The sequence below is a fragment of the Streptomyces sp. VNUA24 genome (assembly GCF_029167005.1).
Classification (GTDB): domain Bacteria; phylum Actinomycetota; class Actinomycetes; order Streptomycetales; family Streptomycetaceae; genus Streptomyces; species Streptomyces scabiei.
On sequence record NZ_CP119143.1, the window covers coordinates 7,877,839 to 7,902,542 of the forward strand.

The following is a 24,704-nucleotide window of genomic DNA, read 5'->3' on the forward strand; positions in this document are numbered from 1 at the left end:
GCGCCCGTCCTACGAGTTGAGTTCCGCCAGCACCCGCAGCGTGTGCGGGTCGGGGGCCAGCACCAGTAGATCCGTCACCGGCCCCTTGCGCCACGACTCCAGCCGCTCCGCGATCCGTGTCCGCGGCCCGACCAGGGAGATCTCGTCGGCGAAGGCGTCCGGCACGGCGAGGACCGCCTCCTCGCGCCGTCCGTCCAGGAAGAGGCGCTGGATGTGCCGGGCCTCCTCCTCGTACCCCATGCGGGCCATGAGGTCGGCGTGGAAGTTGCGCCTGGCGTGCCCCATCCCGCCGATGTAGAAACCCAGCATGGCCTTCACCGGCAGCAGTCCCTCGGCGACGTCCTCGCAGACCTTCGCCCGGACCATGGGCGCGACGAGGAAGCCGTCCGGCGCCTCGGTCAGCGACGCCTCGTAGACGTCGGTCCGGAACGGCGACCAGTACAACGGCAGCCAGCCGTCCGCGATCCGGGTCGTCTGCGCGATGTTCTTCGGCCCCTCGGCGCCGAGCAGGACGGGCAGGTCCGCGCGCAGCGGATGCGTGATGGACTTGAGCGCCTTGCCGATGCCGGAGCCGTCCGGCCCGTCGTAGGGGAGCGGGTGGAAACGCCCGTCGAGCGCGACGGGCCCCTCGCGCCTGAGGACTTGGCGGACGATGTCGACGTACTCCCTGGTCGCGGTCAGCGGCGACCTCGGGAACGGCCGCCCGTACCAGCCCTCGACGACCTGCGGCCCGGACAGCCCGAGTCCGAGCAGGGCCCGCCCGCCGGAGAGATGGTCCAGGGTCAGGGCCTGCATCGCGGTGGTGGTGGGCGACCGGGCGGCCATCTGTGCGACGGCCGTGCCCAGTTTGATCCGCGAGGTGTGCGCGGCGATCCAGGTGAGCGGGGTGAAGGCGTCCGAGCCCCAGGACTCGGCGGTCCACACCGAGTCGTAGCCGAGCCGCTCCGCCTCCCGGGCGAGCGGGACGTGGTCCGCGGAGGGGCCGCGTCCCCAGTAGCCGAGTGCCAGACCGAGCCGCATCTGCCTGCCTCCTGACGATGTGTCAGCTGTTCGGGCGGGAGGCGACTGTACGACAACGGCCCCCCGCTCGGAAGAGCGAGGGGCCGCTGCCGTACGACTGCGGGTTTCGTGCCGGTCAGCCGCGCTGGATACCGCTGGTGTCCTGCAGCACGCCACGACGGCCGTCCTGCGTCTGGGCCACCAGGTTGGCGCCGCGCTGCTCGACCGCCAGGTACCAGGTGCCCGGCGCGAGTTCGGCGATCGTCGACTGGGAACCGTCCTCGGCGAACAGCGGACGGGCCACCGGCACCGCGAACCAGAACGGAGAGAAGTCACCGGCCGGCGGCTGCGGGGCCGCGGCCTGCTGCTGCGGAGCACCGCCGAACGGCGCCCCCGGCTGACCGGGACCCGGCTGACCCGGCTGCCCCGCCCCGAACGGCCCCGGCGCACCGGCGCCCGGGTACCCGTAACCCCCGGGCGGCTGGGCCCCGTACGGCTGCGGCGCGGCCGGACGCGGGGCGCCGACCAGGGCCACCTTGAGGGCGGGGACGAGGGGGGTGGCGATGGCGGCGCCGGCCATGACCAGCGTGGCGATGAGGGCGAGGATGAGGCCGACGCCGGCGTCGGTGCCGCGCGCGCCGTCGAAGTTGTCGCCGCCACCGGACGGGTCGAAGATGTTGCCCAGCGCGCTCCACGCGGCGAAGATCGTGAAGGCGATGCCGAAGTGACCGAGTTCGATGCCGACGATCTTCGGCGGCTGGGGCAGGCCCCGGGCGATGACGATGGACGCGGCGCCGAAAAGCCCCGCCAGGACGACGCTGAGCAGCACCGGGCCGCTCTCCCAGAGGTTCGGGTAGTCGAAACTGTCAGGAGCCCCGTCGATGGAGTAGTTGTCGAGGAACGACGCGATGAACAGCAATACCGCTGCTCCGATCACGACGCCGTCGCCTCTGGTGAGGGAGCGGATATTCACTTCAGGTCCTTCGTCAGTCGTCTCGTCATCGGTGGAGGCGTCGCCGTCACCATGTCGCCGTCAGGCCGTGGTGGGAAGCGCGGGGGTGGCCCCTCATCGTAGGGACGACCTTATCGTCCGACCGACTTGGGTGTCCTCCGGGATCATCCCGGTGATCACGACCCGCCCGCTACCCTCGCAGGAAACTCACGATTTCCTCAGAGTCCCCCCGCTCCGCTTTCTGCCGCCACGCACCGCTGGTCAACGGTGCCGGGACATGGATATCGCGCATCGCGGCGCGTAAGACGAACGCAGCGTGAACCGTTGACAGATTGAGACCGCTCGCACGTCATTCCGTGGCGCACCGGGTTAGCGGCCGGAGTTCCCCATAGGGGAGCGTTGTTCAATTTTCGAGGAAGCTTGCGATGCCGTCCGAGATTCCCCGGGCCGCTTTCTGCCGCCAGGGCCCGCTGGTGAGTCGGGCCGCGTCCTTGGCGTCACGCATGTTGCCGCACTCGATGAACACCTTGGGCACGGTGGAGAGGTTGAGGCCGCCGAGGTCGGTGCGGGTGACGATGCCGGTGCCGTCGCCGACGTAATTGGAGGGGGCGCTGCCGGTGGCGCGCACGAAGAAGCCCGCGATGCGTTCGCCGAGGTCGCGGGAGGGGGCGACGATCGGCCGGGTGTCGGCCGCGCCCTCGTGGACCGAGCCCGGCAGGATCACGTGGAAGCCGCGGTTGCCCGCGCCGGAGCCGTCGGCGTGGATCGACACCACCGCGTCCGCCTTCGCCTCGTTGCCGATCCGCGCCCGCTCGTCGATGCACGGACCCCAGGCCCGGTCGTCGTCCTGCGTGAACTTCACCGTGGCGCCCTGCTGTTCGAGGAGCGTCCGCAGCCGCCGGGAGACGTCCAGCGTGAACCGGGCTTCCGGGTAACCGTCGTTGGTGGTGGTCCCCGTCGTGTCGCACTCCTTGGCGTTCGTCCCGATGTTCACCTTGCGGTTGATCTCGGCCGTGTGCTGGAAGTTGCCGGGGTTGTGACCGGGGTCGATGACGACGACCTTGCCCTTGAGGGGACCGGTGGCGGCGGGCCCGGAGGCGGAACCGGAGGGGCTCGCCTGCTTGCCGTCCCCACCGCTGGTGCCGCCCGCGGTGTCCTTGCCGTCGCCGGAGGCGGTCGGTGCGCCGGACGGCTCGGGGGACACGGCCGGGGTCCTCGCCGACCTGGTCTGCGGCCCCGTCCCGCCGCCCGTGCCGCCGTCCCCGTCCCCGGAGTCCCCGACGGCCTGCCAGACCCCCCACCCGGCCACCGCCCCCACCACGACCGCGGCCACCGCCACGGTCAGCGGACGGCGCAGCGCGGAACGGCGGGACGGGGGCGGATCGAAGTCCGGACCTACATACGACACGTCCGCCACCTTACGGGGCGGGCGGCCGGAGGCGGAGCCGAGTCGCCGACCAGCGGTAGGCGCGGGCGCCGTCACGGGATAAAGTCGGGCGGTTACGTCTGAAAGCCGGACCGTCACGTCCGGTGATGGGGGCGGGGTCCCGGCGCGCGGTCGGTGGGCCCCGGTGGGAGGGCCTGCAGCACATGAGTCGTCGCTCCAACGGGTTGGCCGGCATCTGGGCCGAGGCACAACGCCAGCAGCAGCGTCAGTCGGAGGAACGGGCCCGGCAGCAGCGCGAGTACGAGCGGCAGCAGCGCGCGTACCAGCGCGAGGTGGCGCGCAGCCAGCGGGAGCAGCAGGCGGCGTACCGGCAGCAGCGCGAGGCGGAGGCGCGGCGGCGTACCGAGGAACTGGACACGCAGGTCCAGGCGCTGGAGGGGCTGCTGGTCGCGGGCTGCCGGGCCCCGGCGTTCCGGGCCGCGTCCCTCACCCGCACCGAGCGGCTGGAGCCGTTCTCCCCCGGCCCGCTCGCCCAGCCGGTGCCCATGCCGGACCCCAACCACTACCAGGCCCAGGGCGGCTGGACCGCCCAGCGCCGGGCCCAGGCCCAGGCCGAGGCGCGCGCCCGGTACGAGCACGACTGGCACGCGGCGCAGGCGGCCGAGCAGCAGCGCCAGCGTCAACTGGCCCAGTACCAGCGGCAGTACGAGCAGTGGGCGGAAGGACAGCGGGCGGAGATCCGGCGGCACAACGCCGGGCTCGCGCAGATGGCGACGGCCCTGCGCGACGGCGACCCGGAGGCCGCCGTCGACTACTTCTCCGCCGCCCTCTACGCCTCACCCGCCTGGCCCGACGGCTTCCCCCGGGGGATCTCCGCCGCCTACGACGCGGCGGCCCGGCAGCTGGTCCTGGACTGGGAGCTGCCCAGGTACGACGTCGTCCCCGAGGCCAAGAGCGTCGTCTACATGCCGAGCGTCGACCAGGACAAGGAGCGCCCCCGCCCGGTCACCCAGCGGCGCGCCCTCTACCGTGACGTCCTCGCGCAGTGCGTCCTGCTGGTGCTCCACGACCTCTTCGCCGCCGACGAGTTCGGCGCCCTGGAGTCGGTCGTCCTGAACGGGTTCGTGGACGACCACGACCCGGCGACCGGCCGTCGCACCCAGATCGTCCTGGCGACCGTCACCGTGTCCCGGCCGGTCTTCACGGAACTGCACCTGGAACAGGTCAGCGCCGTGGACTGCCTGACGGACGGGCTCCGCGGCCGGCTCTCCGCCCGCCCCGACCAGCGCACCCCCGTCCGCCCCGAGCGCCGCCCCGACGACGTGGGCAACGGCGTCGTCACCCACGGCGGCGAGGACGAGCCCGACCTGCTGGAGATGGACCCCCTCGCCTTCGAGGCACTGGTCGCCGAGTTGTTCCGGGCCATGGGCATGCAGGCGGTCACGACCGAGCGCTCGGGCGACGGCGGGGTGGACGTCGACGCCCTCGACCCCACACCCATCCGGGGCGGCAAGATCGTCGTACAGGTCAAGCGCTACCGCAACACCGTTCCGCCGACCGCCGTCCGTGACCTCTACGGCACGGTCCAGGACGCCGGCGCCAACAAGGGCGTCCTGGTGACGACGTCCCGGTTCGGGCCCGGCTCCCACACCTTCGCCAACGGCAAGCCGCTGGAACTGGTCTCGGGCCCGGAACTCGTCGACCTGCTGCACCGGCACGGGCTACGGGGGCGCCTGGGCACCGGCGAGCGCCCCGCGCCCGCGCCGGCTTCGTCGACCGCTCCCACCATGGTGATGCCCGCCCCCACCGGGGTGATGCCAGCCCCCACCGTGGTGATGCCCGCCCAGCGCACCCCGGCGGACGCCCCGGACGCCACGGGCTCCCCGGGTTCCCCGGGCTCCTCGGACGGCGCGCACGGGGTGGACCCGGGCCCGGCCCCCGACGACCACAGTGTGCTCGGCATGTACTGGACCGGCGGCGTCGCCCTGGACGTCTGCGCGCTCGTCTGCCACGGCAACCGGGTCCTCAGCGACGACCACTTCGTGTTCTACAACAACCTCCGCACCCCCGACGGCACCGTCCGCGCCGTCCCGCCGACCGCACCCGACAAGGCCGCGATCCTGGTCGCCTTCGACGCGCTGCCGGCGCGCGCCGACCGGCTGGTCCTGGTCGCGGCGATCGACCCCGCGGCGAACCCCGACGCCGACCTCTCCGGCTTCACCGACGCCGGCATCCGCCTCCTGGACCCCTCCCGGGCCGAACAGGGCCGCCTCGACGTCTCCGACGGCCGCGCCGGCGAGACGGCCCTCACCCTCGGGTCCTTCCGCCGCCGCGCGGGCGGCGACTGGGACTTCGTCGTCGGCGGCAAGGGGTACCGGGGCGGCCTGGAGGAACTGGTCCAGGACCACGGCATAGAGGTGGCCTAGCCCGCCGGCCGGTCGGTGCGGGTGCTGCGGGTCAGATCCCGGCCCCGGTGCGCCGCAGCACCCGCAGGGAGTCCGTCGCGGAGACCTCCGTGAAGGCGCCGGAGGCCAGGGCGCGGAGGTAGACGCGGTAGGGGGCCTGGCCGGTGAACTCGTCCTCGGGCTCCGGGAAGACGTCGTGGATGACGAGGAGGCCGCCCGGGGCGATGTGCGGGGCCCAGCCCTCGTAGTCGGCGGTGGCGTGCTCGTCGGTGTGGCCGCCGTCGACGAAGACGAGGCCGAGGGGGGTCCCCCAGAAGGCGGCGACCTGCGGGGAACGGCCGACCACCGCGACGACGTGCTCCTCCAGACCCGCCCGGTGCAGGGTGCGGCGGAAGGCGGGGAGCGTGTCCATGCGGCCCACCTCGGGGTCGACGGTGGACTCGTCGTGGTACTCCCAGCCCGGCTGCTGCTCCTCGCTGCCCCGGTGATGGTCGACGGTGATCGCCGGCACCCCCGCCGCACGGGCGGCGTCGGCCAGCAGGATCGTCGACCGGCCGCAGTACGTCCCCACCTCCAGCAACGGCAGCCCCAGCCGCCCCGCCTCCACCGCCGCGGCGTACAGGGCCAGCCCCTCACCGGCCGGCATGAACCCCTTCGCCGCCTCGAACGCGCCGAACACCTCCGGCGCGGGCGCCGGCCTGGGCGTGGGGTGCGGTGCCGCGGACATGGGTCCTCCGGGTGGTCGTACGTCACTGGGGGCGCCCCATGCTGCCATGCGGTGATCGACGGGAGGGACCGGGGATCGGGGTGCCGGCGCCCTTGGCCGGTGGGAAGGGCAGTGGGCGCAGCCCTTGCCCTTCAGGGGCGCGGGGAACTGCGCGAGAAGCCCCACCGGACGTGCGCCTGCCCACTCACCCCACGCGACGCGGCGCGAGAGGGCGTCGAGGGCGCGCCCTAGCGGGCGACGGCGGCCGCGCCCTCCCTGGAGACCACGCCGGCCTCACCCTCACCCTCACTGCTCGCACGCAGCGTCAGCGCGGGGCGCCGGTTCGGCAGGAGCAGGGCCAGCACGAGGCCGACGGCGACCGCGGCCGTGGCGATGAGGAAGGACACCCGGAACCCGTGCATGGTCGGGATCGCGACCCCGCCGACGTGGTCCGCGGTGTTGGCCAGCACCATGCCCACGACGGCGCTCGACACCGACGTGCCGATGGACCGCATGAGCGTGTTGAGCCCGGTCGCCGCACCCGTCTCGGACGGGTCCACGGCACCGATGATCAGCGCGGGCAGCGAGGAGTAGGCGAGACCGATGCCCGCGCCCAGCACCACCGACACGACCACGGTCTGCCAGGCGGCGCTCATGAGCCCGAGGCCGGCGCCGTAGCCGACGGCGATGATCAGCAGGCCGAGGATGAGGGTGGTCCGGGGCCCGTACTTGGCGGAGATCCGGGCGTAGACCGGCGCGGTGAACATCATCGTCAGGCCGAGCGGAGCCACGCACAGACCCGCGACGATCATCGACTGCCCGAGGCCGTAGCCGGTGGCGGAGGGCAGCTGGAGGAGCTGCGGCAGGACGAGGGAGACGACGTAGAAGGAGACGCCGACCATGATCGAGGCGAGGTTGGTGAGCAGGACCTCGCGGCGGGCGGTGGTGCGCAGATCCACCAGCGGGGCGGGGACCCGCAGCTCCCAGACCCCCCAGAGGAGCAGCACGACGGCCGACGCGGCGAACAGGCCGAGCGTGGTCGTGGAGGTCCAGCCCCAGTCGCTGCCCTTGGTGATCGGCAGCAGGAACAGGACGAGGCCGGCGGAGAGGCCGACCGCGCCGAGGTGGTCGAAGCTGCCCGGCGCGCGCGTCTTCGTCTCCGGTACGGCGACGAGGGTCAGCACGATGGACAGGACACCGAGGCCGGCGGCGCCGAAGAAGAGGAGGTGCCAGTCGGCGTTCTGGGCGACCGCGGCGGCGAGGGGCAGGGCGAGTCCGCCGCCGACGCCGATGGAGGAGCTCATCAGGGCCATGGCGGAGCCGAGGCGTTCGCGGGGCAGTTCGTCGCGCATCAGGCCGATGCCCAGCGGGATCGCGCCCATGGCGAAGCCCTGGAGGGTACGGCCGACGATCATCGGGAGGAGCGCGCTGGTGAAACCGCTGATCAGCGCACCGGCCACCATGACGCCGAGGCTGGCGAGCAGCATGCGGCGCTTGCCGAACAGGTCACCGAGGCGGCCCATGATCGGAGTGGCCACGGCACCGGAGAGCAGGGTGGAGGTCAGTACCCAGGTCGCGTTGCTGGGGGAGGTGTCCAGCAGCTGCGGGAGGTCCTTGATCACCGGGACCAGCAGGGTCTGCATCACCGCGACGACGATTCCCGCGAAGGCCAGGACCGGGACGATCGCTCCGGGGGCTCGGGTCGGGCCCGCGCCCTCTGCGGCGGGGCGATCGGCCGTCGGCGGTGTGTGGTGCGTCATGGGGCGGGGCCTCCTGGCCGGGTCAAGGTGTGTGCCAGCTGAACCTCGTGTGCCCGGGCAACTATTCCGTTGTTTTGAGTGACTAACGAAAACTTGACCCGCTCATGGAGAAGTGACGGCACGTCAGGGACGCCCGAGGTCCGCCCGGGGTCCGCCCGGGGTCCGCCTCGGGTCCGCCCGGGCCCATCGGAACAGGGCTCGAAAACTTCTCGCGGAACGAGGCAACGCATCGGCGCCCTCATGGACTGTTCAAAGCATCTAGGAGGTGCTCGATGGGGGATCGAAAGCAGGCGAGGGCCGCTCGGGACGAGGAGTTCCAGAGCTTCCTCGTCGGCCGCTGGCCACGACTGATGCGTACGGCGTTTCTGCTCACCGGGGAGCAGCACGCGGCGGAGGACCTGGTCCAGACGACGCTGGAGCAGGTGTACGTGGCCTGGCGGCGGGTCGGCTCCAGGGAGGACCCGGACACCTACGTCCGGCGCATGATGATCAACGCGCACGCGCGCAAGCACCGCAGACGGCTCAAGGAGTTCCTGGCGCCCCGAAGCGACACGGACCTGGTGCCGGAGCAGCCCGACAGCGGTGACCGCATCGCCCAGGCCGACGACCGGGGTGCCCTGCTGAAGGCCCTCGCGCAGCTGCCGCCGCGCCAGCGCGAAGCCGTGGTCCTGCGGTACTGGGAGGACCTGAGCGAGATCCGGACGGCGGAGGCGATGGGCTGTTCCGTGGGCGCGGTGAAGAGCAACGCGGCGAAGGGGATCGCGAAGCTCCGCGCCATACCGGGACTGGCCGAGATGGTGACGCAGGGAGGCCGGACATGAGGCACACGGGGGACACGGGCGGTGCGGGCGGCACGGCCGGCAGGGGCGACAGAGGCGACAGGGACGGGAAGGCGAACCGGCAGATGAAGCACGACGACAGCGCGTACGGCGACCTCACACGCCACGACCTGACACACAGCACCCCGCTGGAGAGAGACATCGCCCTGCTGCTGGCGGACGCCGCCGACGACGTCACGGTCGGCATAGCCCCCTACCAGGCGGTTCTCCGAGGTGGCCGGCGCCGCAGGACGCGCCGCTGGGCCGTCGCGGCCGCCGCGGCGGTGGTGATCGGGGGCACCACGGGGACGCTGGCCCTGGCCACGGTGTCGGGGGACGGCCGGGCGCACGTGATCCCGGCGGCGCCGGTGCCCACGGAGCGGGCGACGCCCGACACCCGGACCACGACGGAACCGTCGCGGACCACCCTGGCCCGGGGGCGCGACGGGGGCAGGGCCTGGCGCGTGGCCATCGAGGTCTGGGCGGCACCGAAGACCGAGAAGGCGGCCGAGCGGCAGCGCGCCGCGATGGGGCTGTTCGGGGACTCGCCCACCGGTGTGGAGGACGCCTCCGACCTGGTCGGCAAGAGCTGGCACTTCGTGCGTCTGACACTGGGCGGGAAGGAGAAGGGCGCGATGATCGACGGCGAGTCGGACACGCCCTCGGGCAAGGACCTGCAGGTCATCTCGACTCCCTTCGGCATCGAGAACCCGTCCGAGGACGACCCCGAGCGTCTCGCGGTCGGCCAGGTCGCCCCCACCGCCCAGGAGGTGAGGGTCGCCTGGACCGACGGCACCTTCGTCGACATCCGGCGCCAGGGTGACGGTGACGGCAAGGCGGACCCGGGTGAGCCCCGCATCGTCGAGGTGAAGGGCGCCAAGGCGAGCTGGTTCGTGGCGCTGGCACCGGAAGGGGTGGGATTCCGGTCGGCGGAGGTGACGCGATGACGCGATGACGCGGTGACGCGGTGACGGGGTGACGGGGTGACGGGGTGACGGGGTGACGACGGGACGCGTGACGCGGACGAGGGGGCAGGGGGGGCGAGCGAGGTGGCGCAGGGCCGTCGCGCTGTCCGGCGGGTGACCGGGACGGCTACAGCCACCCCTGCTGCCGGGCCTCCCGCATCGCCTCCGTGCGGTTGCGGGTGCCGGTCTTGCCGATGGCGGAGGAGAGGTGGTTGCGCACGGTGGACTCGGAGAGATGGAGCCGGGCGGCGATGTCGGCGACCGTGGCGCCGTCGGCGGAGGCGTTCAGGGTCTCGCGTTCGCGGTCGGTGAGCGGGTCGGGCCCGGCGCTCAGCGCGGCTGCGGCGAGGGCCGGATCGACGACGGTCTCGCCGGTCAGCACCCGGCGGATCGCCTGGGCCAGCTCCTCCACGGGCCCGTCCTTGACCAGGAACCCGGCGGCACCCGCGTCCATGGCCCGGCGCAGATATCCGGGCCGGCCGAAGGTGGTGAGGATCAGCACCCGGCAGTCGGGCACCTGGTCGCGCAGCTCGGCCGCGGCGTCCAGGCCGCTCATCCCGGGAAGTTCGATGTCCAGCAGCGCGACATGCGGCCGGTGGATCAGCGCCGCGTCCACGACCGCGTCCCCCTTCCCGACCTGCGCCACGACCTGGATGTCCGGCTCCATGCCCAGCAGCAGCGCCAGCGCGCCCCGCATCATCCCCTGGTCCTCGGCGAGCAGAACCCTGAGGGACTTCGCGGTCCGGTGATCCCGGGGCATCTCGTTCACGACCCAAGAATAGGACGGAGGCGACGATTCGGACGGCTGAGTGAAGCGGGCCGCGCGGGGGCGCCACCTACAGGCGCCGCACCCTCTCCGCGCCCGACGCCGCCTTCTCCGCACCCGACGCTGCCCTCTCCGCGCCCGACGCCGCCCTCTCCGCGCCCGGTCGAGGCCCGGCAGATGCGTGTGTACGGAGTTCGGCAGGACACATGTCCCGGGCGCGGTGAGAGGTATCTGACGTAGTGTCAGGAGTCTTCACAAGTGCACGTGGCTCGGCTATACAGAGGGTCGCCGGACTGGAACGCGTTCTAGGTGGGCGGGTTCCGGGCCGGCCGTGGCGACCTCGGTGCGACCGCTGGTGCGGACGGTCGTGCCGAGGTTTCTCAGCGCGGGCCGGCGTCCCCGGCCCGGCCTCACGCCGGCCCACGCGCCGCCGGTCCCCCGTCCGCCACCCACCGCACACAGGAGCCCCATGCCCATCGACGCAGCCAAGGCGCTCGCGGCCGAGCCCCGTTCCGCCGAGATCGCGTGGAGCCGCAAGGACGTCCTGCTCTACCACCTCGGTATCGGCGCCGGTGTCCCGGCGACCGACCCCGACGAGCTGCGCTACACGCTGGAGTCCCGGCTGCACGTCCTGCCGAGCTTCGCGACCGTCGCGGGCGCGGGCTCACCGGACGTCATCGGCGGCCTGAACGCACCCGGCGTCGACGTCGACCTCGCCAAGGTCCTGCACGGAGGCCAGCGCGTCGAGGTGCACCGGCCCATCCCGGTCCAGGGGCGGGCCACCGCGACCTCCCGGGTGGCGGCGGTGTACGACAAGGGCAAGGCCGCCGTCCTGGTCATGCGGACCGAAGTCGCCGACGAAGACGGCCCGTTGTGGGTGAACGAGGCGCAGATCTTCGTACGGGGCGAGGGCGGCTGGGGCGGTGAGCGCGGGCCGTCCGCCCGGCAGGAACCGCCCACGACCGCGCCCGACAAGGAGGTCGAGCGGACCGTCCGCGAGGACCAGGCGCTGCTCTACCGTCTCTCGGGCGACTGGAACCCGTTGCACGCCGACCCGGAGTTCGCCGGACGGGCCGGGTTCGACCGGCCGATCCTGCACGGGCTGTGCACCTACGGGATCACGCTGAAGGCCGTGGTGGACACGGTGCTCGGCGGCGACGTCGGCCGCGTCCGCTCCTACGGGACGCGCTTCGCGGGCGTCGTCTTCCCGGGCGAAACCCTCCGCATCCGGATGTGGCGGCCGGACGACCGCTCGGTGCGGGTGGCGGTGAGCGCCGCCGAGCGGGACGACGCGCCGGTGCTGGCGGACACGCTGGTCGCACACGAATGAGCCCATCGGTACAGACGCAGGTCAGGTACTTCTGAGGGGAGCCGCACCATGCGCGCAGCCGTACTGCACGAGATCGGTCAGGACAAGCTCGACGTGCTCGACGACGTCGAGGCGACGGGCTTTGGACCGGGGCGGGTGAGGATCCGGGTGCGGGCCACGGGGCTGTGCCACTCCGACCTGTCCGCGATGGCCGGGGTGCTGCCGCAGCCCGGACCGTTCGTGCCGGGACACGAGGGCGCCGGCGAGATCGTCGAGGTCGGCGAGGGCGTCGCCCACCTGAAGCCCGGTGACCGGGTCGTCGTGTGCTGGCTTCCGGCCTGCGGCACGTGTCCCGCCTGCAAGCGCGGCCAGACGCAGCTCTGCCTCGCCGGATTCCTCAACGCGGGCACGCCCAACTTCAAACGGCCCGCCGGGGACGTCTTCGGCTTCGCGGGCACCGGCACCTTCGCCGAGGAGGTCGTCGTCGACGCGGGCTGCGCGGTGCCGATCCCGGACGACGTGCCCTTCGACATCGCCGCCCTCATCGGCTGCGGCGTCACCACCGGTCTCGGCGCGGCCCTCAACACCGCCGATGTGGAGGCCGGTTCGTCGGTCGCGGTCATCGGCTGCGGAGGCGTCGGCATCTCGGCGATCCAGGGTGCCCGGCTCAAGGGCGCCGCCGAGATCGTCGCCGTCGACCCGGTGGTCTCGCGGCGCGAGGCGGCGCTCAGGTTCGGCGCCACCAAGGCGATCTCGCCGGAGGAACTGGCCGACACCAAGCAGTCCCTCACCGCCGGCGAGGGCTTCGACTACGTCTTCGAGGTCGTCGGCCGCTCGGCGACCGCCCGCACGGCGTACGAGGCCACCCGGCGCGGCGGCACCCTCGTCGTGGTCGGCGCGGGCGCTCTGGACGACTTCCTGCAGCTCAGCATGTTCGAGCTGTTCTTCGACGAGAAGCGGATCCTGCCGTCCATGTACGGCGGCGGGGACGTCCTGCGCTCCTACGAGCGGACCATCGCCCTGTGGCGGGCCGGCCGCATCGACCTCGCGGGCCTGATCACCCACCGGGTGCCCCTCGCCGACATCAACGAGGCGCTCGACCAGATGCGGACCGGTGTGGCGCTGCGCACCTGCATCGAGATCTGACCACCGCGCGCGTGCGAGAGAGGAGAGATGCCCGGATGACTTCGCCGCTCGAAGGACTGTCCGCCATCGTGACCGGCGCGGGGCGCGGGCTCGGCCGGGCCGAGGCGCTGGAACTGGCCCGGCTGGGCGCGGCCGTGGTCGTCAACGACTACGGCCGGCCGGGGCGGGACGGTTCCGGTGAGGTGTCCACGGGGCCCGCCGAGGAGGTCGCGGCGTCGATCCGGGCGGCGGGCGGCCGGGCGGTGGCGCACATCGGCGACGTGTCCGACCACGAACAGGCCAGGGAACTGGTCGCGTTGGCGGTCGCCCGGTTCGGCAAGCTGGACATCCTCGTCAACAACGCGGGCATCCTGCGCGACCGCATGGTCTTCTCCATGTCCGAGGACGAGTGGGACTCGGTCGTGCGGGTGCATCTCAAGGGCCACTTCAACACGATCCGGTTCGCCTCCGCCCACTGGCGTGCCCGCGCGAAGTCGGGCGAAGGCAGGAGCGACGGCGGCGGAGGCGGGGGCGGGGGACGGGTCTACGGGCGGGTCGTGAACACCTCCTCCGAGGCGTTCCTCGCCGGCTCCGCCGGGCAGCCCAACTACGCCGCCGCGAAGGGCGGCATCGTCGGCCTGACCACCTCCACGGCCCTCGCGCTCGCCAAGTACGGCGTCACCGCGAACGTCATCTGCCCGCGCGCCCGGACCCGGATGACCGAGGACGTCTTCGCGAACCTCCCGGGGGCCACCACGGACGGCGACGGCACCGGCCTCGACCCGCTCGCCCCCGAGCATGTCGCCCCGCTCGTCGGCTATCTGGCCTCACCCGCCGCTGCGCGCATCAACGGCCAGCTCCTCGTCGTGCACGGCGGCATGGTCGCCGTCGTCGAACGGCCGCGCGTGCGGGCCCAGTTCGACACCAAACAGGACGCCTTCACCTACGACGAACTGGACGGCCTGCTGACGCCGCACTACGCCGGCCGGCCGGACGGGGAGACGTTCGCGGCGGCGGAGGTGCTGGGGCTGAGGCACGGTCGTGGAGCGGCGGAAGGGTAACGGCCGTTCCCGGAACGCGAAGGCCCCGCTCGTCGAGGACGAGCGGGGCCCGGTGCCGTGATGGTCCGCTCCGGCGTCGCATGGACGTTTCTCCGGAGGTGACCGGAACGGAAGCCTGTCGCCGGTCAGGCGGACGTCGTCGGCTCCGTGTGTTCCGCCGGCTTGCGGTGGCGCCCGCGAGGGCTCGTCCTCTCGGCCTCCTGGGCCGCGATCTGACCCCGGTGCTTTCCGTGGCCGTCCGCCTCGTGGGAGTCGGCCGTGGGCGGCTGGATCGTGTGCACGTCGCTCATTGGAAGTGTTCCCCGTCGAATGATCTTCTTACCGGCGGGTGATTTTAACGGGCCGGACCGACCGTCTCGAAAGCACCCGGCAGGCGTGTCGCCGCGCCGCGTCCACCTCACCCACGCCCCGCACTCCGTCTTCACCCGACGGTCACCTCCTCGGGCACGCGCCCCTCCAGCGGCGCCTGTTGCAAGGGCACGGGCCGAGCGACGACGGGCCCGGCCGGCTCCGCACCTGCCCCGCCCGCACCTGCCCCGCCCGCACCTGCCCCGCCCGCGCCTGCCCCGCCCGCGCCTGCCCCGCCCGCGCCTGCCACGCCCGAGCCTGCCACGCCCGCATCGGCCACCCCCGCACCCGACGTTCCGGACCGGGGTGACAAGCCCGCGCCACCCGGTCCCGCGTCCCCCGGCCCCGCGGCCTCCGCGCGGCCGGGCTCCCCGTCCCGCTCCCGGGACACGTCCGGCGAACCCGCGGGCGACTGCTCCGGACCCTCCGCCTCGTCCGGGTCCCAGGCCACCCCCGTCCGGGCCACCCCGCACCTCACCAGCCCGGTCGCGTACGGCAGATGCAGCACGCCCTCCCGGCTCCACAGCCCGGCGCCCGTCAACCAGCCCTCGGGGGCGGGCAGATGGAGGATCCGCCGTGCCGCCGGACGCCAGACGCCGACCCAGCTGCCCCGGGGGCCGTCCAGACGCAGCGCCACCGCACAGCTCTCGGGGGTCAGGATCTGCCCCGGCTGGATGGCGAACGGGGTGACGCTGTGGCCGTCGGGCACCCGCAGGCACTCCGGGAAACGGACCGGGAGCGTACTGCCGAGCACGCCCCAGCCGAGCCGGTCGTGCCCGGGGGAGGGCGCGTCCGAACGGATCAGGAGCAGCCCGCTGTCGGGGTCGGCGAGCAGGACCCGGTCGTCGCTGCCGTCCGCGATCTGCAGCAGCGGTGAGATCGCGCCGCCCTGTTCCAGATCGACGGCCACCGACTTGGTCCGGCCGTCCCGCTCCTGGTCCAGGGCGAGCAGCCGGCCCGTGCCGTCCAGCCAGACCCCGCCCGAACACCGCCCCGGCACCTGGGCCACCACCTCCGGCCCGAAGGCCCCGCCCGCCACCAGCCACACGGTCGTGGCGCCGCGGCCCAGGGCGAGGGCGTACGCCCGCTGCCCGCACGGCGCGGGTGGCAGCAGCCGCATCTCGGCCGCCGGGTCGGCGCATTCGACCGCGCCGAGCGGGAGTTCCCCGGTGCCGGGGCCGGTCGGGTAGAGGAGCGAGAACAGGTGCCGGTCGGCGGCCAGCCGGTGGATGAGGACCCGGCCGTCGGCCAGCGGGAGCACTTCCGTGCCGGGCTCCTCGGGCTGGTTGCCGGGCAGCGGCACGGCGTACGGTTCGGGGCCGTCGAGGGTCCAGCGCTCGGGGAACCAGGACTCGCCGTCGAGCGCGAGGCGCGCCGCGTACGACCCGTCCGCGGTGATCACACAGCCGGGCCCGGCAGCGGCCCGTCCCGCGTGCGTGCCGGGCTGTCCTGCGTGCACGCCCGTCGGCAGGGTGTGCGTGCCGGGCTGTCCTGTGTGCACGCCGGGCGGCCCCGTGTGCACGCCTGCCCGTCCCGCCGGCGCCGCGGCCCCCGCGTCGGCGGCGACCGCCCCGCTCCCGAATCCCTCTCCGGCTCTCGCCTCGGCTCTCGGCTCGGCTCTTTCTCCGGCTCCTCCGAATCTCTCGCCGAATCTCTCGTCGGCTCTGTCGCCGCTCGCGTCCGCGTCCCTCTCCTCGTCCCCCTGTCCCGACTCGTTCCCGTGGCCCGTCGAGGGTGGTGGGGAAGCACAGGCCGTCATGGTTCGATCACCTCCGGCGACGAAGGTAGTTTTCGCACGCACAGACGTGGGACAACCCGCACCCCCTTCACACATAAGGGTGCTCGTCCCGCGATTCGCCTGAGGGAACGCCGATTCATGTGCTGCGGGACGGGTGCGAGGGGGAGGCCGCCATCCCGGGGGCGGGAGTGGCGGCCGAGGGGCGGCAGGTCGACCGACCCGCGGCCGGTCTGGGACGGGAGCGGTGCAGGTAGCCTGTGGTCCGTGCCCCGTCTGTCTGAAGTCATCGCCGCGCTCGACGCCCTCTGGCCGCCCGAGAGGGCCGAGGGGTGGGACGCGGTCGGCACGGTCTGCGGAGACCCCGACCAGGAGGTCACCCGGGTCCTGTTCGCCGTCGATCCGGTCCGGGAGATCGTCGAGGAAGCGGTGAAGCTGGGCGCCGACCTGCTGGTCACCCACCACCCGCTCTATCTGCGCGGTACGACGACGGTGGCGGCCTCGACCTTCAAGGGCCGGGTCGTGCACACCCTCATCAAGCACGACATCGCGCTGCACGTCGCCCACACCAACGCCGACACCGCCGACCCCGGCGTCAGCGACGCGCTCGCCGGCGCGCTCGACCTCAGGGTCGTACGCCCCCTCGTACCGGACCCCGCCGACCCCGCCGGACGGCGTGGTCTCGGCCGGGTCTGCGAGCTGGACCACCCGCTGACGGTCCGGGAGCTGGCCGCGCGGGCCGCCGAGCGGCTGCCGGCCACCGCCCAGGGCATCCGTGTCGCCGGCGACCCCGAGGCGGTCGTCCGCACCGTGGCCGTCAGCGGCGGCTCCGGCGACAGCCTCTTCGACGACGTCCGCGCGGCCGGTGTCGACGCCTTCCTCACCGCCGACCTGCGCCACCACCCCGCCTCCGAGGCCGTCGCACGCGGCACGGAAGGTGCCCACATGCCTCTCGCGCTGCTCGACGCGGCGCACTGGGCCACCGAGTGGCCTTGGTGCGAGCTGGCGGCCGCCCAGCTCGACGAGATCTCCGACCGGGAGGGGTGGGGCCTGCGCGTCCACGTCTCCGGGACGGTCACCGACCCCTGGACCGCCCACGCGGCGTCCGCCCACCCGTCGCCCACTTCTTCTGACCCCCTGGGAGCCCCCAACTGAACGCCGAGCCCGCCGACCAGATCCGACTCCTCGACGTCCAGGGCCTGGACGTACGTCTGCAGCAGCTCGCGCACCGGCGGAGGTCGCTGCCCGAGCACGCCGAGATCGAGTCGCTGACGAAGGACCACACCCAGCTGCGCGACCTGCTCGTGGCCGCGCAGACCGAGGAGAGCGACACCGCCCGCGAGCAGACCAAGGCCGAGCAGGACGTGGACCAGGTGCGGCAGCGTGCGGTCCGCGACCAGCAGCGTCTGGACTCGGGTGCCGTCTCCTCCCCGAAGGACCTGGAGAACCTCCAGCGCGAGATCGCCTCCCTCGCCAAGCGGCAGGGCGACCTGGAGGACATCGTCCTGGAGGTCATGGAGCGCCGGGAGTCCACGCAGGAGCGGGTCGCCGAGCTGACCGAGCGGGTCGGTGCCGTGCAGGGCAAGATCGACGACGCCACCGCGCGCCGGGACGCCGCGTTCGAGGAGATCGACGGCGAGGTGGCGACGGTGACGAAGGAGCGCGAGGTCATCGCGGCGGCCGTCCCCGCGGACCTGCTCAAGCTCTACGACAAGCTGCGCGACCAGCAGGGCGGCATCGGCGCGGCCAAGCTGTACCAGCGCACCTGCCAGGGCTGCCGCCAGGAGCTGTCGATCACCGACTTCAACGACGTCCGCAAGGCCACGTCCGACACGGTCGTCCGCTGCGAGAACTGCGGCCGCATCCTGGTGCGGACCGCCGAGTCCGGCCTCTAGAGGCGGCAAGGGGCTGTCGGCGTGCGGGAGTTCATCGTCGAGGCCGACGGCGGTTCCCGGGGCAACCCGGGGCCCGCGGGCTACGGCTCCGTCGTCCTCGACGCGGTCACGGGCGAGACGCTGGTGGAGGCCGCCGAGTACATCGGCGTCGCCACCAACAACGTCGCCGAGTACCGCGGGCTCATCGCGGGCCTGAAGGCGGCGTACGAGCTGGACCCGGAGGCGTCCGTCCGGGTCCGGATGGACTCCAAGCTGGTCGTCGAGCAGTTGTCGGGCCGCTGGAAGATCAAGCACCCCGACATGAAGCCGCTCGCCGCCGAGGCCGCACGGGTCTTCCCGCCCGGCCGCGTGACCTACGAGTGGATGCCGCGCGACCAGAACAAGCACGCCGACCGGCTGGCCAACGAGGCGATGGACGCGGGCAAGCGGGGCGAGCAGTGGTCGCCCGCCGCGTCCACCGCGGACCTGGACACACGCGCGTCCCGGTCCGCCGCGGCCGCCGCACCCGAGCCGTCCGGCCCGCCCGGCGACGCGACGGCGGGCGCGGCGCTGGCGAGGGCCGCGCTGGCGGGATCCAGGGGGAATCCCGCGCCCGGGGTCAGGCCCGGCACCGGCGACGGACGGGACACGGGAGCCGGCTCCACCGGCCCGGCCGCTCCGGCACCCCAGGAGCCTGCCGGCACGCCGCCGACCGCGGCCGACGGCAGCTGGTCCGCCGGGGCCCGCACCCGAGGCGCCGGCGGCGACGGCTCCCGAAGCACAGCCCGCGGCCCCCGAACGACCAGCACCGCCGGCGGCCCTCGAACGACCAGCACCGCCGACGGCCCCCGAACGACCACCACCGCCGACGGCCCTCGAACCACCACCACCGCCGACGGCCCTCGAACCACCACCACCGTCGACGCCACCTCCGCCGCCGCCGATCTCCGTGCCGCCAAGAACGTCGCCTCCGTCGCCCCCGACCTCGGGACCCCGGCCACCTTCGTGCTGCTGCGTCACGGTGAGACGCCGCTCACCCCGCAGAAGCGGTTCTCGGGGAGCGGTGGTTCGGATCCGTCGCTCTCCGAGGTCGGCCGGTACCAGGCCGAGCGGGTCGCCGCGGCGCTCGCCGCGCGCGGCACGATCCAGGAGGTCGTGTCGTCACCGCTGGCCCGCTGCCGCGAAACGGCGGGCATCGTCGCCGCCCGGCTCGGCCTCGGCGTGACCGTCGAGGACGGGCTGCGGGAGACGGACTTCGGCGCATGGGAGGGGCTGAGCTTCGGTGAGGTGCGGGAGCGGTACCCGGACGACATGAATGCCTGGCTGGCCTCCCCGGACGCCGAACCCACCGGCGGCGGCGAGAGCTTCGAGGCCGTCGCGCACCGTGTCGCCGCCACCCGCGACGCACTGGTCGCGGCCCACCGCGGCCGGACCGTCCTGCTCGTCAGCCACGTCACGCCGATCAAGACCCTCGTCCGGCTGGCGCTCGGCGCGCCCCCGGAGTCCCTCTTCCGCATGGAACTCTCGGCGGCCTCCCTGTCGGCCCTGGCCTACTACGCCGACGGCAACGCCACCCTCCGCCTCCTCAACGACACCTCACACCTGCGCTGAACGACGGCCCCCGAGACCCGCCGCCTCCCGCGCCAGCCTCTCGATCCGCGCCCAGTCCCGCGCGGCCACGGCATCGGGCGGCAGCATCCAGGTTCCGCCCACACAGCCGACGTTGGGGAGCGCGAGATACTCCGGGGCGTTGTCCGGCCCGACCCCGCCGGTGGGACAGAAGCGCGCCTGCGGCAGCGGCCCGGCGAGCGACCTCAGATACGTCGTACCGCCCGCCGCCTCGGCCGGGAAGAACTTCATCTCCCGCACCCCGCGTTCCAGGAGCGCCACGACCTCCGACGCGGTCGACACCCCCGGCAGGAAGGGCACCCCGGACGCCCGCATCGCCCGCAGCAGCATGTCCGTCCACCCCGGGCTGACCAGGAAACGCCCGCCCGCCGCCACGGCCTCGGTCACCTGCTCGGGCGTGATGACGGTCCCCACGCCCACCACCGCCCCCGGAACCTGCGCCGAGACGGCCCGTACGGCGTCCAGCGCACCCGGCGTCCGCAGGGTCACCTCGATGGCCGGCAACCCACCCGCGACCAGCGCCCGAGCGAGCGGCACGGCGTCGGCGGGATCGTCGACGACGACCACGGGCAGGACGGGCGCCAGGCCGAGGACGGAGACGCGCGAAGAAGCCGACGCGCGCGAAGAAGCCGACGCGCGTGAGGAAGCCGACGTGCATGAGGAAGCCGACGCGGGTGACGACGACGGGGGCGATGTGGACATGCCGTCATCCTGCCCGGGTGGGACAGCATGCACAACGGCCGTTGCGCATGCTGCAATGCAGCAAGTCGGCGGGGCCTCAGTGAACCTCGTCCACCAGCACGTCCAACGTCCACGCCTTCCCCGCCCCCACCGGCGGCTCCACCTCCACCACGTACCCCAGGTCACGCAGCGCCTCCACCAGCTCCGCCGGGCCCTTGGGCGCGATCCCGGCCGACAGCAGGCTCCGTACGATGCGGCCCTTGGTCGCCTTGTTGAAGTGGCTGACGACCTTCCGGGTGGGCGCGTGCAGCACCCGTACGCTCGCGGTCCGCCCGGCCACCTCGCCCTTCGGCTTCCACGCGGCCGTGTACGCCGAGGACCGCAGATCGAGGACGAGGCCGCCGCCGGCGGCCTCGGGGAGCGCGGACGCCATCGGCGTACGCCAGTGCGTGCCGAGCGCGCCGAGGCCGGGCAGCTTCACGCCCATCGAGCAACGGTAGGAGGGGATACGGTCCGTCACACGGACGGCGCCCCACAGCCCCGAGAACACCAGCAGCGAACGCGCCGCCCGCTGCTTCGCGGCCGTCTCCAGGGTGGCGAGGTCGAGGGCGTCGTACAGCACCCCCGTGTAGACCTGCCCGGCCGGCCGTGTCCCCGCCGTCAGCAGCTCCGCGTTCTTGGCGACCTCCCCGCGCAGCCCCTCGCTCAGCCCGAGCACCTCACGGGCCTTGTCCTCGTCACCGGCGCACAACTCCACCAGCTCACCGATCACCGCCTCCCGCGCCCCGGTGAGCGCCGGCAGCGACAGCCCCTCCAGCTTCAGGGGAGCGCCACCCGCGGAGGGGGCCTTGCCTTCGGACGGGGGCAGCAGGACGAGCACGGGGGCTCCTTGTTCTCGGGGGTTCCCGGGGCTCCCGGAGCGCTCTCGGGCGTCTCGGGGGCTTCCGGGGTTCGGGCTCCGCGCCAGCGTACGCGGTGGGAGGGCGGCCCTCCGCAAGGCCAGGGGGTGCCGGCCAGGGGGTGCCCTCCCGCCCGCCCGGCCCTACGCTCGACCCATGCCCCGCCGCCACCTCCGCGTCACGGGCGCCGCCGAGGCCCCGCTCCGGGCGGCCCTGCGCGCGCTGCGCGGGGAACTCGGCGTGCCCGACGCCTTCCCGCCCCAGGTCCTCGCCGAGGCCGAGCAGGCCGCGACGTCACCGCGCCTGCCGTCGTACGACGCCACGGACCTCCCCCTCTTCACCATCGACCCGCCCGCCTCCACCGACCTCGACCAGGCCATGCATCTGTCGCGGCGGCCGCCCGACGACGGCCATGGACGCCACGGCGGCTACCGCGTCCGCTACGCCATCGCGGACGTCGCCGCCTTCGTCACCCCCGGCGGCGCCCTCGACGCCGAGGCCCACCGCCGGGTGACGACCCTCTACTTCCCCGACGGCAAGGTCCCCCTCCACCCCGCCCGTCTCTCCGAGAACGCGGCCAGCCTGCTCCCGGGGCACACCTGCCCGGCGGTCCTGTGGACGCTGGACCTCGACGCGGACGGCCGCACCGAGACCGTCGACGTCCGCCGGGCCCTCGTACGCAGCCGCGCCAAGCTGAACTACGCCGACGTACAGCGGAAGATCGACGGAGGCACGGCCGAGGAACCCCTCGCTCTGCTGAAGGAGATCGGGCGGCTGCGCGAGCGTCTGGAGGTCGAACGCGGCGGCATCTCCCTCACCGTCCCCGAGCAGGAGATCACCGAGCACCCCGCCCCGGAAGCCGGCGACAGCCCTGACGGCGGCGACAGAGCCAACGGCGGTGGCGGCAACGGCGGCGACAGTGGCAACGGTGGCAACGGAGACGCACGCTACGAGCTGACCTACCGCACCCCCCTCCCCGCAGAGGGCTGGAACGCCCAGATCTCCCTCCTCACGGGCATGGCCGCCGCCGAACTGATGCTCGCCCACGGCACCGGCGTCCTGCGCACGCTCCCCGCCGCACCGGACGGCGCGGTCGGCCGCCTCCGCCGTACCGCCAAGGCACTGCACATCGACTGGCCCCACCACGTCTCGTACGCGCGACTCGTCCGCTCCCTCGACCCGCACGACCCGCGCCACGCCGCCTTCCTCCTGGAGTGCACGACCCTGCTCCGGGGCGCGCACTACACGCCCTTCCGCGACGGCCGTCTCCCCGACATCACCACGCACTCCGCCGTCGCCGCCCCCTACGCCCACTGCACGGCCCCGCTTCGCCGCCTCGTGGACCGCTACGCCTCGGAGATCTGCCTCGCGGCGGCGGCCGGCACCCCGGTGCCCGACTGGGTCCTGTCGGCCTTCGACACCCTCCCCGACGAGATGACCGCGGGCACCCGACGGGCCGGACGCGTGGAGCGCGCATGCGTCGACATCGTCGAGGCGGCGCTGCTGAAGGACCGGGTGGGGGAGGTCTTCGAGGGGTGCGTGGTGGACGTCGAGGAGGATCAACCCGCCTCCGGGACCGTGCAGTTGGAGACCCCGGCCGTCATCGGCCGAGTCGTGGGCACTCCCGGCGACCGGCTGCCGCTGGGGGAGCGGCTGCGGGTACGGCTCACGCAGGCCGCACCGGGAGCGGCGAAGGTGCGTTTCGTTCCGGCATGAACTCCCGTACCAGACGTACGAGTTGATCGGACTCGTCGGCGTGGAAGCGCACCAGGCGCACCTCCCTGGGGCGTCCGAGGAAGGTCGAGTAGGTGACGGGTGAGGTCAGTTCGACCGTGACGGTGGTCTGCGAACTCATCGCCATGGTCAGCTCACCGTCCCGCTTCTCGTGCGTCGTGCGCAGCTCACGCCGTACCGAAGCGACGGCGTCGAGCGGGACGCGCAGATCCACGGTGGCGAAGCGGCGCAGGCGCAGGGTCGTGCCGGTGAGGACGTGGGGGCGGGTCACGGAAGCGGCGTGGAGACCGACGACGATGAGGATCGTGTAGAGGTCGAGGACGAGGAAGGCCCCGTGCACGAGCGGAAAATCGCGCAGCAGTACGGCCATGGCCACGGTCTCGACGACACACACGAAGCCGAAGCCGAACATCATGGCCCCCTGCCCGCGCGCGTACCCGAACGCCCGTCCACCATCCCCGACCCCGTGCGGCTGCCGTGCCACCCAGCGCAACAGACTGACCAGCAGCAGGAGTTCATGACGGACGAGCGAGCGGGCGACCCGATGGGCGCTCCTGAAACCTGTCGCTAGACCGGTCGCTGTACCGGACTTCCTCATGGGCGGTCCTCCCTCAGTGTCCGAAGCGTGCGGCGGATGGCCTCCGCCTGGGCAGGGGAGAAGTCGGCGTAGAAGGCGCGCAGAAAGCTGCTGCCGCCACCACCGCGACCACCGCCACCGCCACCGCCACCACGACCGTCACTGCCGTCGATGTCCAGGTCCGTGTCCGGCGGGACCATGTCCGGGGGCACGAGACCGGCGAGCACGCGGGCGGCCTCCGCCACGCGGGGGTCGTCGGGCTCGGCGTCGGCGAGCGCGTCGAGCAGCGCGTACGCCTCACGCACCCGCTCCACCGCGCCGGGTGCGGCCATCATGCTCTCCAGCGCGGCAAGCATCGCGGCACGCGCCTCCGGCGTCGCCGTGGTCTCCAGCAGCGCGAAGACCTCCCGGTCCTTGGCGGCCATCGGAGACTCCGGCACGGGCCCGAACCTCCCGAACAGCGAGGCCAGTTCGGGCGACACGGGTCCCTCGGCCGACAGCCGCCCGGCGCGCGCGCCCTCGATCAGGTCGCGCAGCCGCTCGCGCCGCTCGCGGATCTCCGTCTCCTGCCGGGCCAGATCCTCGTCCAGCTCGCCGAGCACCTCGACGAGCTCACGCCCGGCATCGTCCGCGAGCACGTCCCGCACCTCGGCCAGCCCGAGCCCCAGCTCGGTCAGCCGCCGGATCCGCGCCAGGACGACCGCGTGCCGCAAGGTGTAGTCCCGATACCCGTTCGCCCGCCGCTCCGGCTCCGGCAGGAGCCCGAGATGGTGGTAGTGCCGCACGGCCCGCGGTGTGACACCGACGGTCGCGGCCAGCTCTCCGATCCGCATGCGACCAGTAGAAACGTTGACGCTGCGGCAAGGTCAAGGCGTGCGGACGGAGTGGCCGACCGCGCGGTCCGCGGACCTCGGACCGGACCTCCTCCGAGCCCGCCGGGCGTCGTAGCCTGGAGACGGGCGAAGGGGGAGATC

22 protein-coding genes are annotated in these 24,704 nt (G+C 73.4%); 10 read left to right on the plus strand and 12 right to left on the minus strand.

The window, feature by feature from the left end:
- Positions 1 to 9: 9 nt before the first annotated feature.
- From PYR72_RS33785 to PYR72_RS33800, 3 genes are all read right to left on the minus strand, one after another.
- Entirely contained in the window at positions 10 to 1,020 is a 1,011-nt protein-coding gene (locus tag PYR72_RS33785) for an LLM class F420-dependent oxidoreductase (RefSeq protein ID WP_275458804.1), read from the minus strand.
- Between the two features lie 115 nt (positions 1,021 to 1,135).
- Complete coding sequence (locus PYR72_RS33790) at positions 1,136 to 1,972, minus strand: DUF5336 domain-containing protein (protein WP_275458805.1); 837 nt, start codon at positions 1,970 to 1,972, stop codon at positions 1,136 to 1,138.
- A 382-nt stretch (positions 1,973 to 2,354) separates the two neighbouring features.
- On the minus strand, positions 2,355 to 3,359 hold the full coding sequence (locus tag PYR72_RS33800; protein ID WP_275458806.1) for an N-acetylmuramoyl-L-alanine amidase: 1,005 nt from the start codon (positions 3,357 to 3,359) through the stop codon (positions 2,355 to 2,357).
- A gap of 182 nt (positions 3,360 to 3,541) precedes the next feature.
- Here PYR72_RS33800 and PYR72_RS33805 point away from each other — a divergent pair, with 182 nt between their 5' ends.
- Positions 3,542 to 5,764, plus strand: a complete 2,223-nt coding sequence (locus PYR72_RS33805) for a restriction endonuclease (protein ID WP_275458807.1) — start codon at positions 3,542 to 3,544, stop codon at positions 5,762 to 5,764.
- 31 nt (positions 5,765 to 5,795) lie between these two features.
- Here the strand turns inward: PYR72_RS33805 and PYR72_RS33810 are convergent, their stop codons facing one another.
- A complete protein-coding gene (locus PYR72_RS33810) occupies positions 5,796 to 6,470 on the minus strand; it encodes a class I SAM-dependent methyltransferase (protein ID WP_275458808.1) in 675 nt (224 codons plus the stop codon).
- 227 nt (positions 6,471 to 6,697) lie between these two features.
- Positions 6,698 to 8,209 (minus strand): MFS transporter, encoded by a 1,512-nt coding sequence (locus PYR72_RS33815; RefSeq protein ID WP_275458809.1) that lies wholly within the window; start codon positions 8,207 to 8,209, stop codon positions 6,698 to 6,700.
- A gap of 272 nt (positions 8,210 to 8,481) precedes the next feature.
- On the opposite strand from PYR72_RS33815, the gene PYR72_RS33820 reads away from it, so the two are divergent.
- Positions 8,482 to 9,030 carry a SigE family RNA polymerase sigma factor gene (locus tag PYR72_RS33820; RefSeq protein ID WP_275458810.1) on the plus strand — a complete coding sequence of 183 codons (549 nt, stop codon included), beginning with the start codon at positions 8,482 to 8,484 and terminating at the stop codon, positions 9,028 to 9,030.
- The gene (locus PYR72_RS33825; RefSeq protein ID WP_275458811.1) at positions 9,027 to 9,974 is read left to right on the plus strand and encodes a hypothetical protein; all 948 of its coding nucleotides are present in this window, start codon (positions 9,027 to 9,029) and stop codon (positions 9,972 to 9,974) included. The genes PYR72_RS33820 and PYR72_RS33825 overlap by 4 nt, the downstream gene beginning before the upstream one ends.
- A 145-nt stretch (positions 9,975 to 10,119) precedes the next feature.
- On the opposite strand, the gene PYR72_RS33830 is transcribed toward PYR72_RS33825, so the two are convergent.
- The gene (locus PYR72_RS33830; RefSeq protein ID WP_275460595.1) at positions 10,120 to 10,752 is read right to left on the minus strand and encodes a response regulator transcription factor; all 633 of its coding nucleotides are present in this window, start codon (positions 10,750 to 10,752) and stop codon (positions 10,120 to 10,122) included.
- A gap of 475 nt (positions 10,753 to 11,227) precedes the next feature.
- Here PYR72_RS33830 and PYR72_RS33835 point away from each other — a divergent pair, with 475 nt between their 5' ends.
- The 3 genes from PYR72_RS33835 to PYR72_RS33845 are packed head-to-tail and all read left to right on the plus strand — an operon-like array spanning position 11,228 to position 14,253.
- Entirely contained in the window at positions 11,228 to 12,088 is an 861-nt protein-coding gene (locus PYR72_RS33835) for a MaoC/PaaZ C-terminal domain-containing protein (RefSeq protein WP_275458812.1), read from the plus strand.
- 48 nt (positions 12,089 to 12,136) lie between these two features.
- On the plus strand, positions 12,137 to 13,213 hold the full coding sequence (locus tag PYR72_RS33840) for a Zn-dependent alcohol dehydrogenase (RefSeq protein ID WP_275458813.1): 1,077 nt from the start codon (positions 12,137 to 12,139) through the stop codon (positions 13,211 to 13,213).
- Positions 13,214 to 13,248: 35 nt separating this feature from the next.
- A complete protein-coding gene (locus PYR72_RS33845) occupies positions 13,249 to 14,253 on the plus strand; it encodes a 3-oxoacyl-ACP reductase (RefSeq protein WP_275458814.1) in 1,005 nt (334 codons plus the stop codon).
- A gap of 125 nt (positions 14,254 to 14,378) precedes the next feature.
- Here the strand turns inward: PYR72_RS33845 and PYR72_RS33850 are convergent, their stop codons facing one another.
- Positions 14,379 to 14,543 carry a hypothetical protein gene (locus tag PYR72_RS33850; protein ID WP_162934606.1) on the minus strand — a complete coding sequence of 55 codons (165 nt, stop codon included), beginning with the start codon at positions 14,541 to 14,543 and terminating at the stop codon, positions 14,379 to 14,381.
- A gap of 131 nt (positions 14,544 to 14,674) precedes the next feature.
- The gene (locus PYR72_RS33855) at positions 14,675 to 16,360 is read right to left on the minus strand and encodes a hypothetical protein (protein WP_275458815.1); all 1,686 of its coding nucleotides are present in this window, start codon (positions 16,358 to 16,360) and stop codon (positions 14,675 to 14,677) included.
- Positions 16,361 to 16,603: 243 nt separating this feature from the next.
- On the opposite strand from PYR72_RS33855, the gene PYR72_RS33860 reads away from it, so the two are divergent.
- From PYR72_RS33860 to PYR72_RS33870, 3 genes are read left to right on the plus strand one after another with little or no spacing between them, the layout of a single operon-like run.
- Positions 16,604 to 17,491 carry a Nif3-like dinuclear metal center hexameric protein gene (locus PYR72_RS33860; protein WP_275458816.1) on the plus strand — a complete coding sequence of 296 codons (888 nt, stop codon included), beginning with the start codon at positions 16,604 to 16,606 and terminating at the stop codon, positions 17,489 to 17,491.
- A complete protein-coding gene (locus PYR72_RS33865) occupies positions 17,488 to 18,231 on the plus strand; it encodes a C4-type zinc ribbon domain-containing protein (protein ID WP_343245566.1) in 744 nt (247 codons plus the stop codon). Before PYR72_RS33860 ends, PYR72_RS33865 begins: the two co-directional genes overlap by 4 nt.
- Before the next feature lie 21 nt (positions 18,232 to 18,252).
- Positions 18,253 to 19,821 (plus strand): bifunctional RNase H/acid phosphatase, encoded by a 1,569-nt coding sequence (locus tag PYR72_RS33870; protein WP_275458818.1) that lies wholly within the window; start codon positions 18,253 to 18,255, stop codon positions 19,819 to 19,821.
- Here the strand turns inward: PYR72_RS33870 and eda are convergent.
- Together eda and yaaA are read right to left on the minus strand one after the other, a co-directional pair.
- Positions 19,807 to 20,541, minus strand: a complete 735-nt coding sequence (gene eda / locus PYR72_RS33875) for a bifunctional 4-hydroxy-2-oxoglutarate aldolase/2-dehydro-3-deoxy-phosphogluconate aldolase (protein ID WP_275458819.1) — start codon at positions 20,539 to 20,541, stop codon at positions 19,807 to 19,809. The two genes, PYR72_RS33870 and eda, sit on opposite strands and share 15 nt — an antisense overlap.
- Positions 20,542 to 20,617: 76 nt before the next feature.
- Positions 20,618 to 21,400 carry a peroxide stress protein YaaA gene (gene yaaA / locus PYR72_RS33880; protein WP_275458820.1) on the minus strand — a complete coding sequence of 261 codons (783 nt, stop codon included), beginning with the start codon at positions 21,398 to 21,400 and terminating at the stop codon, positions 20,618 to 20,620.
- A 175-nt stretch (positions 21,401 to 21,575) separates the two neighbouring features.
- Between yaaA and PYR72_RS33885 the strand changes: the two genes are divergently transcribed.
- Positions 21,576 to 23,135, plus strand: a complete 1,560-nt coding sequence (locus PYR72_RS33885; RefSeq protein ID WP_275458821.1) for an RNB domain-containing ribonuclease — start codon at positions 21,576 to 21,578, stop codon at positions 23,133 to 23,135.
- Here PYR72_RS33885 and PYR72_RS33890 read toward each other — a convergent pair.
- Both PYR72_RS33890 and PYR72_RS33895 read right to left on the minus strand, forming a co-directional pair.
- Positions 23,086 to 23,751, minus strand: coding sequence for a hypothetical protein (locus tag PYR72_RS33890; RefSeq protein WP_275458822.1), 666 nt, complete (start codon positions 23,749 to 23,751; stop codon positions 23,086 to 23,088). The genes PYR72_RS33885 and PYR72_RS33890 overlap by 50 nt on opposite strands.
- Positions 23,748 to 24,563 (minus strand): MerR family transcriptional regulator, encoded by an 816-nt coding sequence (locus PYR72_RS33895; RefSeq protein WP_275458823.1) that lies wholly within the window; start codon positions 24,561 to 24,563, stop codon positions 23,748 to 23,750. The genes PYR72_RS33890 and PYR72_RS33895 overlap by 4 nt, the downstream gene beginning before the upstream one ends.
- Positions 24,564 to 24,704: the final 141 nt, after the last annotated feature.

Coding starts and splice junctions, on each gene's coding strand:
- PYR72_RS33810 (WP_275458808.1), bottom strand. CDS start 6,470: ATGTCCGCGGCACCGCACCCCACGCCCAGGCCGGCGCCCGCGCCGGAG.
- PYR72_RS33845 (WP_275458814.1), top strand. CDS start 13,249: ATGACTTCGCCGCTCGAAGGACTGTCCGCCATCGTGACCGGCGCGGGG.
- PYR72_RS33815 (WP_275458809.1), bottom strand. CDS start 8,209: ATGACGCACCACACACCGCCGACGGCCGATCGCCCCGCCGCAGAGGGC.
- PYR72_RS33855 (WP_275458815.1), bottom strand. CDS start 16,360: ATGACGGCCTGTGCTTCCCCACCACCCTCGACGGGCCACGGGAACGAG.
- PYR72_RS33840 (WP_275458813.1), top strand. CDS start 12,137: ATGCGCGCAGCCGTACTGCACGAGATCGGTCAGGACAAGCTCGACGTG.
- PYR72_RS33805 (WP_275458807.1), top strand. CDS start 3,542: ATGAGTCGTCGCTCCAACGGGTTGGCCGGCATCTGGGCCGAGGCACAA.
- PYR72_RS33785 (WP_275458804.1), bottom strand. CDS start 1,020: ATGCGGCTCGGTCTGGCACTCGGCTACTGGGGACGCGGCCCCTCCGCG.
- PYR72_RS33825 (WP_275458811.1), top strand. CDS start 9,027: ATGAGGCACACGGGGGACACGGGCGGTGCGGGCGGCACGGCCGGCAGG.
- PYR72_RS33895 (WP_275458823.1), bottom strand. CDS start 24,563: ATGCGGATCGGAGAGCTGGCCGCGACCGTCGGTGTCACACCGCGGGCC.
- PYR72_RS33890 (WP_275458822.1), bottom strand. CDS start 23,751: ATGAGGAAGTCCGGTACAGCGACCGGTCTAGCGACAGGTTTCAGGAGC.
- PYR72_RS33850 (WP_162934606.1), bottom strand. CDS start 14,543: ATGAGCGACGTGCACACGATCCAGCCGCCCACGGCCGACTCCCACGAG.
- PYR72_RS33835 (WP_275458812.1), top strand. CDS start 11,228: ATGCCCATCGACGCAGCCAAGGCGCTCGCGGCCGAGCCCCGTTCCGCC.
- eda (WP_275458819.1), bottom strand. CDS start 20,541: ATGTCCACATCGCCCCCGTCGTCGTCACCCGCGTCGGCTTCCTCATGC.
- PYR72_RS33885 (WP_275458821.1), top strand. CDS start 21,576: ATGCCCCGCCGCCACCTCCGCGTCACGGGCGCCGCCGAGGCCCCGCTC.
- PYR72_RS33830 (WP_275460595.1), bottom strand. CDS start 10,752: ATGCCCCGGGATCACCGGACCGCGAAGTCCCTCAGGGTTCTGCTCGCC.
- PYR72_RS33820 (WP_275458810.1), top strand. CDS start 8,482: ATGGGGGATCGAAAGCAGGCGAGGGCCGCTCGGGACGAGGAGTTCCAG.